This is a genomic window from Burkholderia sp. Bp8994 (assembly GCF_003853805.1).
Lineage (GTDB): Bacteria > Pseudomonadota > Gammaproteobacteria > Burkholderiales > Burkholderiaceae > Burkholderia.
In genome coordinates this window covers 26,545-40,541 of the sequence record NZ_QTQH01000024.1, presented here as the reverse complement: position 1 = coordinate 40,541, position 13,997 = coordinate 26,545, and the positions used below count along the sequence as shown (strand labels likewise).

Here is a 13,997-nt window from a genome sequence, read left to right as displayed (position 1 = left end):
GCGCATCAGGCCCAGCCGAGCGCGGCGAGCGTCATGTCGATCAGCTTGATGAACGGGAACGGCAGCAGCACGCCGCCGAGACCGTACACCAGCAGGTTGCGGCGCAGCAGCGACGCGGCGCCGAGCGGCCGGTAGGTGACGCCCTTCAGCGCGAGCGGGATCAGCGCGACGATGATCAGCGCGTTGAAGATCACCGCGGACAGGATCGCGGAGGCCGGCGACGTCAAATGCATGATGTCGAGCACGCGCAGTTGCGGGTACGTCGTCACGAACGCGGCCGGGATGATCGCGAAGTACTTCGCGATGTCGTTCGCGATCGAGAACGTCGTCAGCGACCCGCGCGTCATCAGCATCTGCTTGCCGATTTCGACGATCTCGATCAGCTTCGTCGGGTTCGAATCGAGGTCGACCATGTTGCCGGCTTCCTTCGCCGCCTGCGTGCCGGTGTTCATCGCCACCGCCACGTCGGCCTGCGCGAGCGCCGGCGCGTCGTTGGTGCCGTCGCCCGTCATCGCGACGAGGCGCCCCGCCGCCTGGTGCTCGCGGATCGTCGCGAGCTTGGTTTCCGGCGTCGCTTCCGCGAGGAAGTCGTCGACGCCCGCTTCCGCCGCGATCGCCGCGGCCGTCAGCCGGTTGTCGCCCGTCACCATCACGGTCTTGATGCCCATCTTGCGCAGTTCCGCGAAGCGCTCCTTGATACCGCCCTTCACGATGTCCTTCAGCTCGATCACGCCGAGCACGCGCGCCACGCCGTCGTGCAGGTCGGCCACGACGAGCGGCGTGCTGCCGCGGCGCGCGACGTCGTCGACCGCGCGGCGCACTTCATCCGGGAAGCGGCTGCCGTGCGTCTCGACGTAGCGGCGGATCGCATCGGCCGCACCCTTGCGGATCTCGCGACCCGGGAGATCGACGCCGCTCATCCGCGTCTGCGCGGAGAAGCCGAGGAAGGTCGCATGCAGCTGCGCCATGTCGCGCTGGCGGATGTTGAAGCGTTCCTTCGCGAGCACGACGATGCTGCGGCCTTCCGGCGTCTCGTCGGCGAGCGACGACAGCTGCGCGGCATCGGCCAGCGCCTCCTCGCTCACGCCCGGCGCGGGCACGAACATCGACGCCTGGCGGTTGCCGAGCGTGATCGTGCCGGTCTTGTCGAGCAGCAGCACGTCGACGTCGCCGGCCGCTTCCACCGCGCGGCCCGACGTCGCGATCACGTTCGCCTGCATCATCCGGCTCATCCCGGCCACGCCGATCGCCGACAGCAGCCCGCCGATCGTCGTCGGGATCAGGCACACCAGCAGCGCGACGAGCGCGGTGATCGTCACCACGTGGCCGGCCTTCATCGCGTCGACCGAGAACATCGAGAACGGCAGCAGCGTCGCGGTCGCGAGCAGCATCACGATCGTCAGCGCGACGAGCAGGATCGTCAGCGCGACCTCGTTCGGCGTCTTCTTGCGCTTCGCGCCCTCGACCATCGCGATCATCCGGTCGAGGAACGCCTCGCCGGGGTTCGCGGTGACCGTCACGACGATCCAGTCGGACAGCACGCGCGTGCCGCCGGTCACCGACGAGAAGTCGCCGCCCGATTCGCGGATCACCGGCGCGGATTCGCCGGTGATCGCCGATTCGTCGACCGACGCGACGCCGTCGACGACTTCGCCGTCGGCCGGGATCACGTCGCCGGCCTCGACCAGCACGACGTCGCCTTTACGCAAGTCCGACGCGGTCGTGATGCGGATCGGCGACTTCGGATGCGGCTCGTTGAGCTTCTTCGCCATCACGTCCTTCTTCGCGCTGCGCAGCGACGCGGCCTGCGCCTTCGAGCGCCCTTCGGCGAGCGCTTCGGCGAAGTTCGCGAACAGCACGGTGAACCACAGCCACAGCGCGATCGCGAGGATGAAGCCCGCCGGCGCCTCGGCCTGGCCGGCGAGCGCCGCGATCCACAGGATCGTGGTCAGGATGCTGCCGACGTACACGCAGAACATCACCGGGTTGCGGAACTGCGTGCGCGGCGTGAGTTTCTTGAACGAATCCACGATCGCCGGGCGCAGCAGCGCCGGATCGAACATGGACCGTGTTGCGGAATGTTGAGTCATTGCGATCTCTTCAATCTCTTCAGTCTTTGCAAGGTGTCGCCATGCGCTCGTGCGTCATGCGCCCAGCCACATCATCAGATGCTCGACGCCCGGGCCGAGCGCGAGCGCCGGCACGTAGGTCAGCGCGCCCACCAGCATCACGGTGCCGAGCAGCAGCACGACGAACAGCGGGCCGTGGGTCGGCAGCGTGCCGCTCGTCACCGCGATGCGCTTCTTCGCGGCGAGCGAGCCGGCGATCGCCAGCACCGGCACGATCGTGCCGAAGCGGCCGAACCACATCGCGATCGCGGTCATCCAGTTGTAGAACGGCGTGCCGACCGTCAGGCCCGCGAACGCGCTGCCGTTGTTGTTCGCGGCCGAGCTGAACGCGTACAGGATTTCCGAGAAGCCGTGCGGGCCCGGGTTCGCGATGCCGGCACGGCCCGCGTCGGCCAGCACCGCGATCGACGTGCCGACCAAGACGAGCAGCGGCGTGAGCAGCACGACGATCGACACCATCTTCATCTCGTACGACTCGATCTTCTTGCCGACGTATTCCGGCGTGCGGCCGATCATCAGGCCCGCGACGAACACCGCGAGCAGCGCGAACACCAGCATCCCGTAGAGACCGGACCCGACACCGCCGTAGATCACCTCGCCGAGCTGCATCAGCAGCATCGGCACGAGACCGCCGAGCGGCGTCAGCGAATCGTGCATCGTGTCGACCGCGCCGCACGACGCGGCCGTCGTCGCGACCGTGAAGATGCCGGTCTGCGCAATGCCGAAGCGCGTTTCCTTGCCTTCCATGTTGCCGCCCGGCTGCAGCGCGCTCGTCGACTGGTCGACGTGCAGCGCGGCGAGCGCCGGGTTGCCGGCCTGCTCGGCGCTCACCTCGACGCCGATCGCGACCGCAAACGCGACCGTCATCGCCGCGAGCACCGCGATGCCCTGCCGGCGGTCGCCGATCATCCGGCCGAACACGAGGCACAGCGCCGCTGGAATGATCAGGATCGCGAAGATCTGAACGAAGTTGGCGAACGGCGTCGGGTTCTCGTACGGATGCGCGGAGTTCGCGTTGAAGAAGCCGCCACCGTTGGTGCCGAGCATCTTGATCGCTTCCTGCGACGCGACCGGGCCCATCGCGAGTGTCTGCTTCGTCAGCTGCGTCGGCACCGTGACCGCGTTACCCTTGTCGTCCTTCACCGGGTTGCCCTGCGCGTCGAGCTTCGGCGCAGCATAGGTGCTCGTCTGCAGCACCGGCACGTCCTGGTAGGACTTCATGTTCTGGATCACGCCCTGGCTCATCAACAGCGCGGCGACGAGCGCCGCCATCGGCACGAGCACGTACAGCGTCACGCGCGTGAGGTCGACCCAGAAGTTGCCGATCGTCTGCGCGGTGTGACGCGCAAAGCCGCGGATCAGCGCGATCACGACGACGATGCCGGTCGCGGCCGACAGGAAGTTCTGCACCGTCAGGCCGAGCATCTGCGTCAGGTAGCTGACGGTCTGCTCGGGCGTGTAGTCCTGCCAGTTCGTGTTGGTGACGAAGCTGACGGCCGTGTTGAATGCGCCGTCAGTCGTCATCGCGCCGAACTGCTGCGGATTGCCGGGAAGGAAACCCTGCAGGCGCAGCAGGCCGTAGAGAAACAGCGCGCCGAGCGCGTTGAATGCGATCGTGGCGACCGCGTAGCGCTTCCAGGTCATCTCGGTGCCGGCGTCGACGCCGGCGATGCGGTACAGCACGCGCTCGAGCGGTCCGAACACGCGCACGACGCGCGAGCTGCCGTCCATCACGGCCGTCAGGTAGCGCGCGACCGGCACGGCCGCCGCAAGCAGCACGACGATGAACAGCAGCGTCTGCAACAGGTTGTTCGCGTTCATTCGATGTCCTCCGCGCGCAGCAGCGCAAAGACGAGATACGCGAACAGCAGGGCCGTCGAGGCACCCGCCAGCCAAAGCATCCAGGTCATGCGCGCCCCCCGCGGCCGTATTGCGCGAGCGTCTCGCAACCGGCAAGCAAACCGAGGATCAGCGCTGTGAACAGCACCAGTGCGCCGATGAAAACCCCATCCATTTTTGTGTTCTCCGTCGTCGAAATCGGACGACTAGAACCTTATGGGAACGCGCGTAAAGGACGGGTCAAAGGTCATCGGGCCGGCATAAAAAACGCGTAAACGCGTGCGGCGGCGGACGGCGGGGGACGGCGGGCGGAACAGCGGCGGGACAGCGGGCGGAACAGCGGACCGAACGTCGGTCGAGACAAAGACTGGACCGACGGCGACCGTCGCCGCCCGCCAGGGTGCGCGCCGGCGTGGTGCCGGCGCGAAGGGATACGTCAGGGAATTAGGATCGTCGAGCCGGTCGTCTTGCGCGACTCGAGGTCGGCATGCGCGCGGCCGACTTCCGCGAGCGGATAGCGCTGGTTGATGCTCGTCTTCACCTTGCCCGACAGGATCACGTCGAACAGCTCGGCGGCCGCGGCTTCGAGATCGGCGCGCTTCGCGATGTACGAGAACAGCGTCGGCCGCGTGAAGAACAGCGAACCGCGCGACGAGAGCTCCTTCGAGTCGATCGGCGGCAGCGGGCCCGACGCGTTGCCGAAGCTGACGAACAGCCCGAGCGGCGCGAGGCAGTCGAGCGAACCGATGTAGGTGTCCTTGCCGATCGAATCGTAGACGACCGGCACGAGCGCATCGTTCGTGATCGCCCTCACGCGCTGCGTGAAATTCTCGCGCGTGTAGACGATCGGGTGGTCGCAGCCGTGCGCTTTCGCGAGTTCGGCCTTCTCGTCGGAGCCGACCGTGCCGATCACCGTTGCGCCGAGCGCCTTCGCCCACTGGCAGACCAGCAGGCCGACGCCGCCCGCCGCGGCATGGATCAGGATCGTGTCGCCGGCCTTGACCGGATACGTGCGGCGCAGCAGGTAGTGTGCGGTCAGGCCCTGCAGCATCACCGACGCCGCTGCGTCGTAGCTGATGCCGTCCGGCAGCTTGACGAGGCGGTCGGCGGGCAGCACGCGCTCCTGCGCGTACGCGCCGGGCGACGACCACACATAGGCGACGCGGTCGCCGGGCTTGAACGCGGTCACGTCATCGCCGACCGCCGTCACCTCGCCGGCCGCCTCCATCCCGAGCCCGGCGGGCAACGGCTGCGGATAGAGGCCGGTGCGGAAATACACGTCGATATAGTTGAGCCCGACCGCATGCTGCTTGACGCGGACCTGGCCCGCCTGCGGCTCGCTGACCTCGACGTCGACCCACTTCATCACGTCCGGGCCGCCTGCCTGGTCGTATCGGATTGCTTTCGGCATCGTTTCGCTCCTCGCTTGTCTGGAAATTCGGTTCGGCAAATACGTCGCTGCCCCCGAATGGCGAGGCGGGCAGACGCGGGACACTGCGCGTGATTTTCGCGCGTCGCGCGCGCTCGTGCTGCACGCCGCGGCAATCCCTTCACGACCGTAGGGTCTTCGCGAAAGACGATCGGCACGTGACGTGCATTCCGGCGGATGGTGCGCCATCCGATCCGTCGCGACCTTGCGCTCGTCTCGGTGCGGCGCGTGCCCCACGTGTAACATTTCGCCACGTTCAAGGAATCATCTTCGGGTCGGACGAATGGCTGTCCATTCAGCGATGGCAAAGCGTCGCCACCCATTGCACCGTGCGGTCCCCCGCGAAATCATGCGGTCCATGGAGATTCCCGGGACGGTGAGCGTGCTATTTTGCTTTGCGCCGAATTCACGAACCCCATGCCATGAACGCCCTTTTCATCCGCCATGCATTTGTTTTCGCATCGTTGTCGGCAGGTATCGGCATCGTGAACGGAGCCGCGCTCCCACGCGTCGACGGTGCGCGGCTGCTCAACGGCATCAGCCGTACGGACAACAATCCGTACGCCGACGCCGAGCGCCACGTCATGACCGGTTATCTGGCCGGCGTGGCCGACATGACCGAAGGCAAGGACTGGTGCGACAACGGGCGCCTCAAATCCGGAGAGATCGATTCGGAAGTGATCGGCGGTCTTCGAAAACTGCCGAACGATGCGCTGCGCACAAACGCAGCAGGCCTGATCACCCGCATCCTGCAGCAGAAATATCCGTGCCGTTGATCGGGGACGATCTGCTTGAAACCACACTTCTCATTACTGAACAGCCACTATCCGGACAACAGGACGGTATCCAGGGAAGCGCTATACGAGGAGCTCGGCTGGCAAGACCTGGTCGCCAATCCGGCGTATGCAAATACGTGCGCCATTCGGATCAGCCTGGCACTCGTCAAGAGCGGAATGACATTGCGCGGCGGCCTCGTCATTCAGAAGGGGCCGCACCGTGGACGGCGAATTGAAGCCGGCCAGGCGAGGCTGGCCAACATGCTGGCGGAGCCGGCCTATTTCGGCAAGGCTGAAGTGTTCCGGCGAGACGATGCGACGACCGGCATTGCCGCCAGAAAGGGCGTCGTGGCCTTCTGGAACATCCCCGGATACATGAACGGCCGCGGCGGACACATCGACCTGATCGATGGCGCCCGCGCCCTCTGCAGTTCGGATTGCTACTGGGCTGCATCAACCGTGTGGTTCTGGTCGTTACGATGAGCGACCGGCCGCGATCTCGGGCATCGCAATCCGCGCCTGTTTCGGCGCTATCAACGCTCACCGCCATCCGTCACATGTCATCCACACGACAGATGGCGGCAAGCACGCACACTCACGCGTGCCGAACGCCTAGCAAACGTCCTGCATGTTGCGCGCCAGATCGTCGAGCAACATCCGCGCGGTCGCGACATTCGTCGCGACCGGCACGTCGTGCACGTCGCATGCGCGCACCAGCGCGGTGATGTCCGGGTCGTGCGGCTGCGCGGTCATCGGGTCGCGCAGGAACACGACGATGTCGACGCGGCCTTCGGCCAGCTCAGCACCGATCTGCAGGTCGCCGCCTTGCGGCCCCGACAGCTTGCGCTCGACCTCGAGCCCGTGCGCGGCGGCGATGCGGCCGCCCGTCGTGCCCGTCGCGACCAGCCGGCATTGCGCGAGCGTCGCGCGGTACTGGCCCGCGAGCGCGACGATCTCGTCCTTCTTCGCGTCGTGCGCAATCAGTGCGATGCGGGGTTTGCTCATCTCCGTTTCCTTCGTGGGTCGATTGTTGTCGTATGTGTGAACGGCGGTGCGCGCGTCAGAACGTGCCCGGATACGCGCCGCCGTCGAGCAGCCAGTTCTGCCCGGTGATATAGCCGGCATGCACGCTGCAGAGGAACGCACACGCCGCGCCGAATTCGGCGCGCGTGCCGAGGCGCCCGGCCGGGATTTCCTTCGCGCGCCGCGCGCGCATCTCGTCGACGCTCACGCCCTGCGCCTTCGCCGACGCGGCGAGCGTCGTCGCGATCCGGTCGGTGTCGAACAGCCCGGGCAGCAGGTTGTTGATCGTCACGCCCTGCCCCGCGACCTTGCGCGACAGCCCCGCGACGAAGCCGGTCAACCCCGAGCGCGCGCCGTTCGACAGCGCGAGCACGTCGATCGGCGCCTTCACGGCCGAGCTCGTGATGTTGACGATCCGGCCGAAGCCGCGGCCGATCATCCCGTCGACGGTCGCGCGGATCAGCTCGATCGGCGTCAGCATGTTCGACTCGAGCGCGCGGATCCAGTCGTCGTGCGAGAAATCGCGGAAATCGCCGGGCGGCGGCCCGCCGGCATTCGTCACGAGAATGTCCGGCTGCGGGCACGCGGCGAGCGCGGCCGCGCGGCCGTCGGGCGTCGTGATGTCGCAGGCGACGGCGGTGATCGACACGTTCGACCCGGCGCGGATCTCCTCCGCGGTTTCCTCCAGCGTGTCGCGCGTGCGCGCGACGATCACGAGGTTCACGCCCTCGGCGGCCAGCGCTTCCGCGCAGCCGCGCCCGAGCCCCTTGCTCGCCGCGCACACGAGCGCGGTCTTTCCTGCGATGCCGAGATCCATCGTCGATTCCTTTATGGCGACGCGCGCCGGACGGGCCGGTCGCCGACGGGTCGCAGGCCGGTTCGCCGGGCGGGCGAACGGTCGCGAACGCAGGCGAGCGGGCGAACACGGCGCGCGGATTGTCGTGAGACGTCGATAATATCCGGATCACGTGGCGCGCCTTGGTAAAATTGCGGCCATGAGCGGCGGCCGGCCTGGCGCCGGCGCCGCCCCCGATCCCCTTTTGCCGCCAAGGCACCCCGTCATGAAACAGGACAGCCGTTTCCCGAATCTCTTCATCACCGATCACCCGCTGATCCAGCACAAGCTGACCCACATGCGCGACAAGGACACGTCGACGCGCACGTTCCGCGAACTGCTGCGCGAGATCACGCTGCTGATGGGCTACGAGATCACCCGCAACCTGCCGATCACGACCAAGCGGGTCGAAACCCCGCTGGTGGCGGTCGACGCGCCGGTGATCGCGGGCAAGAAGCTCGCGATCGTGCCCGTGCTGCGCGCCGGCATCGGGATGTCGGACGGCCTGCTCGACCTGGTGCCGTCCGCGCGCGTCGGCCACATCGGCGTGTACCGCGCGGAAGATCACCGCCCGGTCGAATACCTGGTGCGCCTGCCCGATCTCGAGGATCGCATCTTCATCCTGTGCGACCCGATGGTCGCGACCGGCTATTCGGCCGTGCACGCGGTCGACGTGCTCAAGCGCCGCAACGTGCCGGCCGCGAACATCATGTTCGTCGCGCTGGTCGCCGCGCCCGAGGGCGTGCAGGTGTTCCAGGACGCGCACCCGGACGTGAAGCTGTTCGTCGCGTCGCTCGACTCGCACCTGAACGAGCATGCGTACATCGTGCCGGGCCTGGGCGACGCGGGCGACCGCCTGTTCGGCACCAAGAACTGACATACGACGACGCCGGGCCGCGCGGCCCGGCACGCCGCAACGGCCCGCCCGGCCGTTCGGCCATGCGCGGCGGCCCCGAAGCGACGGTCGCCGCGTGATAAAATCACGTTCCACTCGACACGCGCGGCCCCGCGGCTTCATGCCCGCCCAGACGGCCGCCGATTCAACGACACATTGGCACAATCGCCCGCGCAGCGCGCCCGGGCACGGAGAAAGGTATGGCTGGTCATTCGAAATGGGCCAACATCAAGCATAAGAAGGCAGCAGCCGACGCGAAGCGCGGCAAGATCTGGACCCGACTGATCAAGGAAATCCAGGTCGCGGCCCGCCTCGGCGGCGGCGACGCGAGTTCGAACCCGCGCCTGCGTCTCGCGGTCGACAAGGCGGCCGACGCGAACATGCCGAAGGACAACGTCAAGCGCGCGATCGACCGCGGCGTCGGCGGCGCGGACGGCGCGAACTACGAAGAAATCCGTTATGAAGGCTACGGCATCAGCGGCGCGGCGATCATCGTCGACACGCTGACCGACAACCGCACCCGCACGGTCGCGGAAGTCCGTCACGCATTCTCGAAGTTCGGCGGCAACATGGGCACCGACGGTTCGGTCGCGTTCATGTTCGATCACGTCGGCCAGTTCCTGTTCGCGCCCGGCACGTCGGAAGACGCGCTGATGGAAGCGGCGCTCGAAGCCGGCGCGGACGACGTCAGCACGAACGACGACGGCTCGATCGAAGTGCTGTGCGACTGGCAGGCGTTCTCGGCAGTGAAGGACGCGCTCGAAGCCGCGGGCTTCAAGGCCGAACTCGCCGAAGTGACGATGAAGCCGCAGAACGAAGTCGAATTTACCGGCGACGATGCGGCGAAGATGCAGAAGCTCCTGGACGCGCTCGAGAACCTCGACGACGTGCAGGAGGTGTATACGAACGCCGTCATCGTCGAGGAATGAGATGCCGGCCGCCGTGCGCAGCGTTGCGACGGCGGCCCGACCGATTTCGCGGCCGGCGCGCCTGAGCGTGCCGGCCGCCCTGTTTTCTAGTCTGCGGGGAATCCCATGAAACTACTCGTCGTCGGTTCCGGCGGTCGCGAACATGCACTGGCGTGGAAGCTCGCGCAGTCGCCGCGCGTCCAGATGGTCTACGTCGCGCCCGGCAATGGCGGCACGGCGCAGGACGAGCGTCTGAAGAACGTCGACATCACGTCGCTCGACGCGCTGGCCGATTTCGCGGAAAGCGAAGGCGTCGCGTTCACGCTCGTCGGGCCGGAAGCGCCGCTCGCGGCCGGCATCGTCAACCTGTTCCGCGCGCGCGGCCTCAAGGTATTCGGCCCGACCCGCGAAGCCGCGCAACTCGAAAGCTCGAAGGATTTCGCGAAGGCGTTCATGAAGCGCCACGGCATCCCGACCGCCGACTACGAAACCTTCTCCGACGCGGCCGCCGCGCACGCGTACCTCGACGCGAAAGGCGCGCCGATCGTCGTGAAGGCCGACGGCCTCGCGGCCGGCAAGGGCGTCGTCGTCGCGATGACGCTGGAAGAAGCGCATGCCGCGGTCGACATGATGCTGTCGGGCAACAAGCTGGGCGACGCCGGCGCGCGCGTCGTGATCGAGGAATTCCTCGATGGCGAGGAAGCGAGCTTCATCGTGATGGTCGACGGCAAGCACGCGCTGGCGCTGGCTTCGAGCCAGGACCACAAACGCCTGCTCGACGAGGACCGCGGCCCGAACACGGGCGGCATGGGCGCCTACTCGCCCGCGCCGATCGTCACGCCGCAGATGCACGCACGCGTGATGCGCGAAATCATCATGCCGACGGTGCGCGGGATGGAGAAGGACGGCATCCGCTTCACGGGCTTCCTGTATGCGGGCCTGATGATCGACAAGGAAGGCAATCCGCGCACGCTGGAATTCAACTGCCGGATGGGCGACCCCGAGACGCAGCCGATCATGGCCCGCCTGAAGAGCGATTTCTCGAAGGTCGTCGAACAGGCGATCGCGGGCACGCTCGACACGGTCGAGCTCGACTGGGACCGCCGCACCGCGCTCGGCGTCGTGCTGGCCGCGCACGGCTATCCGGACGCGCCGCGCAAGGGCGACCGCATCAACGGGATCCCGGCCGAGACCGAGCAGGCCGTGACGTTCCATGCGGGCACGACGCTCGACGGCGACAAGCTGACGACGTCCGGCGGCCGTGTGCTGTGCGTGGTCGGCCTCGCCGATTCGGTGCGCGAAGCGCAGCAGCATGCGTACGACACGATCAACCAGATCAATTTCGAAGGCATGCAGTACCGCCGCGACATCGGCTTCCGCGCGCTGAATCGCAAGAGCACGTAACACCCTGACCGCCGCTTTGCCGTCGCAAACGGCGGCCTCCTCTGCCGGGGTTCGATAGAATGCCCGGCAGATGCCTTTTTTACGGCCCCCGCTTCGCGCGGGGGCAGCCAGTCCAGACATGACCGATTCGACCTACGACGTGGCGCGCGTGCGCACGTATCTCCAGGGCCTGCAGACACGCATCGCCGACGCGCTCGGCGCGCTCGACGGCACGCCGCTCGCGACCGACGCGTGGCAGCGCGGGCCCGAGGAACGCCTGCGCGGCGGCGGCTGCACGCGGATTCTCGAAGGCGGCCGCGTGTTCGAGCGCGCGGGGATCGGTTTTTCCGACGTCGCCGGCGATGCGCTGCCGCCGTCGGCGAGCGCCGCGCGCCCGCAGCTGGCCGGCCGCGGCTTCGAGGCGCTCGGCGTGTCGCTCGTGCTGCATCCGCGCAACCCGTACTGCCCGACCGTGCACATGAACGTGCGGATGCTGATCGCGACGAAGCCCGGCGAGGCGCCGATCTTCTGGTTCGGCGGCGGCATGGATCTGACACCGGTTTATCCGTTCGAGGACGACGCGCGGCATTTCCACCAGACCTGCAAGGACGCGCTCGATCCGTTCGGCGCCGAGCTCTACCCGCGCTTCAAGACGTGGTGCGACGAGTATTTCTTCCTGAAGCACCGCAACGAGACGCGCGGCATCGGCGGGATCTTCTTCGACGATTTCTCCGAGCCCGGATTCGAACGCTCGTTTGAGATGATGCAAAGCGTCGGCGACGCGTTCCTGAACGCGTACCTGCCGATCGTCGAATGCCGTGTCGCGCTGCCGTACGGCGAGCGCGAACGCGACTTCCAGGCTTACCGGCGCGGCCGCTACGTCGAATTCAACCTCGTGTTCGACCGCGGCACGCTGTTCGGGCTGCAAAGCGGCGGCCGGACCGAGTCGATCCTGATGTCGATGCCGCCGGTCGCGCACTGGCGTTACGACTGGCAGCCCGAGCCGGGCTCGCCGGAAGCGCGCCTGAGCGAGTTCCTCGTGCCGCGCGACTGGGTCTGAGCCCGCCGCGCCCCGCCGCCTCAAGAACAGGACACGTTTTTCTGGACACCACCACCCGCCCCGCCCCGCAGCCGCTGTCACGTCGTATCGGCCTGCTGGGCGGCACGTTCGACCCGATCCACGACGGCCACCTCGCGCTCGCGCGCCGGTTCGCCGACGTGCTCGGCCTGACCGAACTCGCGCTGCTGCCCGCCGGGCAGCCGTACCAGAAGCGCGACGTGTCGGCCGCCGAACATCGGCTCGCGATGACCCGCGCCGCTGCCGGCTCGCTGTCGCTGCCCGGCGTGACGGTCACCGTCGCGACCGACGAGATCGAGCACGCGGGGCCGACCTATACGGTCGAGACGCTCGCACGCTGGCGCGAGCGGATCGGCCCCGATGCGTCGCTGGCGCTGCTGATCGGCGCCGACCAGCTGGTGCGGCTCGACACGTGGCGCGACTGGCGCAAGCTGTTCGACTACGCGCACGTGTGCGCGTCGACGCGCCCGGGCTTCGACCTCGGCGCGGCGCCGCCGGACGTCGCGCAGGAAATCGCGCGGCGGCAGGCCGGTGCCGACGTGCTGAAAGCGACGCCGGCCGGCCACCTGCTGATCGACACGACGCTGGCGTTCGATATCGCCGCAACCGACATCCGCGCACACCTGCGCGAATGCATCGCGCGTCACGCGCAAATGCCCGATGCGTCGGCCGAGCATGTGCCGGCCGCCGTCTGGGCCTATATTCTTCAACATCGTCTCTACCATTCCTGATTCCATGGATATCCGCAAACTGCAGCGCGTGATCGTCGACGCTCTCGAAGACATCAAGGCGCAAGACATCAAGGTGTTCAACACCAGCCACCTGACCGAACTGTTCGACCGCGTGATCGTCGCGTCGGGCACGTCGAACCGCCAGACCAAGGCGCTCGCGTCGAGCGTGCGCGACAAGGTCAAGGAAGCCGGCGGCGACATCGTCAGCTCCGAGGGCGAAGACACCGGCGAATGGGTGCTGGTCGACTGCGGCGACGCGATCGTGCACATCCTGCAACCGGCGCTGCGCCAGTACTACAACCTCGAGGAAATCTGGGGCGACAAGCCCGTGCGGATGAAGCTCGGCGGCGGCAAGGGTCCGAACGGTCTCGCTACCGCCAGCGAAGAAGAGGACGACGAGGAAGAAGCGCCCGCACGCCCGGCGCGCAAGACGGCTGCCCGCCGCCGCTGAGCCGCAGCGAGTCGTCCCGATGAAGCTTTTCATCCTCGCGGTCGGCCACAAGATGCCCGGCTGGATCGCGTCCGGCTTCGACGAATACACGAAGCGGATGCCGCCCGAGCTGCGCATCGAACTGCGCGAGATCAAGCCCGAACTGCGTTCGGGCGGCCGCAGCGCGGAAAGCGTGATGGCGGCCGAGCGGCAGAAGATCGAGGCCGCGCTGCCGAAGGGCGCGCGCATCGTCGCGCTCGACGAGCGCGGCCGCGACTGGACCACCATGCAGCTCGCGCAGGCGCTGCCCGGCTGGCAGCAGGACGGCCGTGACGTCGCGTTCGTGATCGGCGGTGCCGACGGGCTCGATCCGGAACTCAAGGCGCGCGCCGACCTGCTGCTGCGCATCTCGAGCATGACGCTGCCGCACGGGATGGTGCGCGTGCTGCTCGCCGAACAGCTTTACCGCGCGTGGAGCATCACGCAGAATCACCCCTACCATCGCGCATGACGTGCCGTCCTCGGGACGCGCGCCGCGCGC

General features: G+C 67.5%; 15 protein-coding genes. 9 read left to right on the top strand and 6 right to left on the bottom strand.

All coding sequences use genetic code 11. The features are described 5' to 3' along the window. Positions 1-5: 5 nt before the first annotated feature. From kdpB to DIE04_RS24615, 4 genes are all read right to left on the bottom strand, one after another. Complete coding sequence (gene kdpB / locus DIE04_RS24630) at positions 6-2,090, bottom strand: potassium-transporting ATPase subunit KdpB (protein WP_124522472.1); 2,085 nt, start codon at positions 2,088-2,090, stop codon at positions 6-8. A 54-nt stretch (positions 2,091-2,144) separates the two neighbouring features. Next, entirely contained in the window at positions 2,145-3,950 is a 1,806-nt protein-coding gene (gene kdpA / locus DIE04_RS24625) for a potassium-transporting ATPase subunit KdpA (RefSeq protein WP_124522471.1), read from the bottom strand. Beyond that, the gene (kdpF, locus tag DIE04_RS24620; RefSeq protein ID WP_006752209.1) at positions 3,947-4,039 is read right to left on the bottom strand and encodes a K(+)-transporting ATPase subunit F; all 93 of its coding nucleotides are present in this window, start codon (positions 4,037-4,039) and stop codon (positions 3,947-3,949) included. The genes kdpA and kdpF overlap by 4 nt, the downstream gene beginning before the upstream one ends. Positions 4,040-4,404: 365 nt before the next feature. Beyond that, complete coding sequence (locus tag DIE04_RS24615) at positions 4,405-5,379, bottom strand: quinone oxidoreductase (RefSeq protein WP_124487215.1); 975 nt, start codon at positions 5,377-5,379, stop codon at positions 4,405-4,407. Between the two features lie 440 nt (positions 5,380-5,819). On the opposite strand from DIE04_RS24615, the gene DIE04_RS24610 reads away from it, so the two are divergent. Then, positions 5,820-6,173 (top strand): Rap1a/Tai family immunity protein, encoded by a 354-nt coding sequence (locus DIE04_RS24610; protein WP_124487214.1) that lies wholly within the window; start codon positions 5,820-5,822, stop codon positions 6,171-6,173. Between the two features lie 15 nt (positions 6,174-6,188). Further along, on the top strand, positions 6,189-6,656 hold the full coding sequence (locus DIE04_RS24605; RefSeq protein ID WP_044844697.1) for a T6SS effector amidase Tae4 family protein: 468 nt from the start codon (positions 6,189-6,191) through the stop codon (positions 6,654-6,656). A 129-nt stretch (positions 6,657-6,785) separates the two neighbouring features. Here DIE04_RS24605 and DIE04_RS24600 read toward each other — a convergent pair whose 3' ends face one another. After that, positions 6,786-7,178, bottom strand: a complete 393-nt coding sequence (locus DIE04_RS24600; protein ID WP_044844698.1) for a methylglyoxal synthase — start codon at positions 7,176-7,178, stop codon at positions 6,786-6,788. 55 nt (positions 7,179-7,233) lie between these two features. Beyond that, on the bottom strand, positions 7,234-8,013 hold the full coding sequence (locus DIE04_RS24595) for an SDR family oxidoreductase (RefSeq protein ID WP_044844699.1): 780 nt from the start codon (positions 8,011-8,013) through the stop codon (positions 7,234-7,236). Positions 8,014-8,257: 244 nt separating this feature from the next. Here DIE04_RS24595 and upp point away from each other — a divergent pair, with 244 nt between their 5' ends. The 7 genes from upp to rlmH all read left to right on the top strand — a co-directional run bounded on the left by upp (position 8,258) and on the right by rlmH (position 13,967). Further along, positions 8,258-8,908, top strand: a complete 651-nt coding sequence (gene upp, locus DIE04_RS24590) for a uracil phosphoribosyltransferase (RefSeq protein WP_006478229.1) — start codon at positions 8,258-8,260, stop codon at positions 8,906-8,908. A 218-nt stretch (positions 8,909-9,126) separates the two neighbouring features. After that, on the top strand, positions 9,127-9,855 hold the full coding sequence (locus DIE04_RS24585) for a YebC/PmpR family DNA-binding transcriptional regulator (protein WP_044844700.1): 729 nt from the start codon (positions 9,127-9,129) through the stop codon (positions 9,853-9,855). A 105-nt stretch (positions 9,856-9,960) separates the two neighbouring features. Then, positions 9,961-11,238: a phosphoribosylamine--glycine ligase gene (purD, locus tag DIE04_RS24580; protein WP_124487212.1), complete on the top strand. Its 1,278-nt coding sequence runs from the start codon at positions 9,961-9,963 to the stop codon at positions 11,236-11,238. A gap of 118 nt (positions 11,239-11,356) precedes the next feature. Then, complete coding sequence (hemF, locus tag DIE04_RS24575; protein ID WP_124487211.1) at positions 11,357-12,277, top strand: oxygen-dependent coproporphyrinogen oxidase; 921 nt, start codon at positions 11,357-11,359, stop codon at positions 12,275-12,277. Between the two features lie 41 nt (positions 12,278-12,318). Next, positions 12,319-13,026, top strand: coding sequence for a nicotinate-nucleotide adenylyltransferase (locus tag DIE04_RS24570; protein ID WP_082088490.1), 708 nt, complete (start codon positions 12,319-12,321; stop codon positions 13,024-13,026). A gap of 4 nt (positions 13,027-13,030) precedes the next feature. After that, entirely contained in the window at positions 13,031-13,477 is a 447-nt protein-coding gene (gene rsfS / locus DIE04_RS24565; RefSeq protein WP_044844704.1) for a ribosome silencing factor, read from the top strand. Between the two features lie 19 nt (positions 13,478-13,496). Beyond that, positions 13,497-13,967, top strand: coding sequence for a 23S rRNA (pseudouridine(1915)-N(3))-methyltransferase RlmH (rlmH, locus tag DIE04_RS24560; protein ID WP_044844705.1), 471 nt, complete (start codon positions 13,497-13,499; stop codon positions 13,965-13,967). The last annotated feature ends 30 nt before the right edge of the window (positions 13,968-13,997 follow it).

Excerpts from the sequence above, each read along its gene's own strand:
- kdpB (WP_124522472.1), bottom strand. The coding sequence starts at position 2,090 with ATGACTCAACATTCCGCAACACGGTCCATGTTCGATCCGGCGCTGCTG.
- kdpA (WP_124522471.1), bottom strand. The coding sequence starts at position 3,950 with ATGAACGCGAACAACCTGTTGCAGACGCTGCTGTTCATCGTCGTGCTG.
- kdpF (WP_006752209.1), bottom strand. The coding sequence starts at position 4,039 with ATGACCTGGATGCTTTGGCTGGCGGGTGCCTCGACGGCCCTGCTGTTC.
- DIE04_RS24615 (WP_124487215.1), bottom strand. The coding sequence starts at position 5,379 with ATGCCGAAAGCAATCCGATACGACCAGGCAGGCGGCCCGGACGTGATG.
- DIE04_RS24610 (WP_124487214.1), top strand. The coding sequence starts at position 5,820 with ATGAACGCCCTTTTCATCCGCCATGCATTTGTTTTCGCATCGTTGTCG.
- DIE04_RS24600 (WP_044844698.1), bottom strand. The coding sequence starts at position 7,178 with ATGAGCAAACCCCGCATCGCACTGATTGCGCACGACGCGAAGAAGGAC.
- DIE04_RS24595 (WP_044844699.1), bottom strand. The coding sequence starts at position 8,013 with ATGGATCTCGGCATCGCAGGAAAGACCGCGCTCGTGTGCGCGGCGAGC.
- upp (WP_006478229.1), top strand. The coding sequence starts at position 8,258 with ATGAAACAGGACAGCCGTTTCCCGAATCTCTTCATCACCGATCACCCG.
- DIE04_RS24585 (WP_044844700.1), top strand. The coding sequence starts at position 9,127 with ATGGCTGGTCATTCGAAATGGGCCAACATCAAGCATAAGAAGGCAGCA.
- purD (WP_124487212.1), top strand. The coding sequence starts at position 9,961 with ATGAAACTACTCGTCGTCGGTTCCGGCGGTCGCGAACATGCACTGGCG.
- hemF (WP_124487211.1), top strand. The coding sequence starts at position 11,357 with ATGACCGATTCGACCTACGACGTGGCGCGCGTGCGCACGTATCTCCAG.
- rsfS (WP_044844704.1), top strand. The coding sequence starts at position 13,031 with ATGGATATCCGCAAACTGCAGCGCGTGATCGTCGACGCTCTCGAAGAC.
- rlmH (WP_044844705.1), top strand. The coding sequence starts at position 13,497 with ATGAAGCTTTTCATCCTCGCGGTCGGCCACAAGATGCCCGGCTGGATC.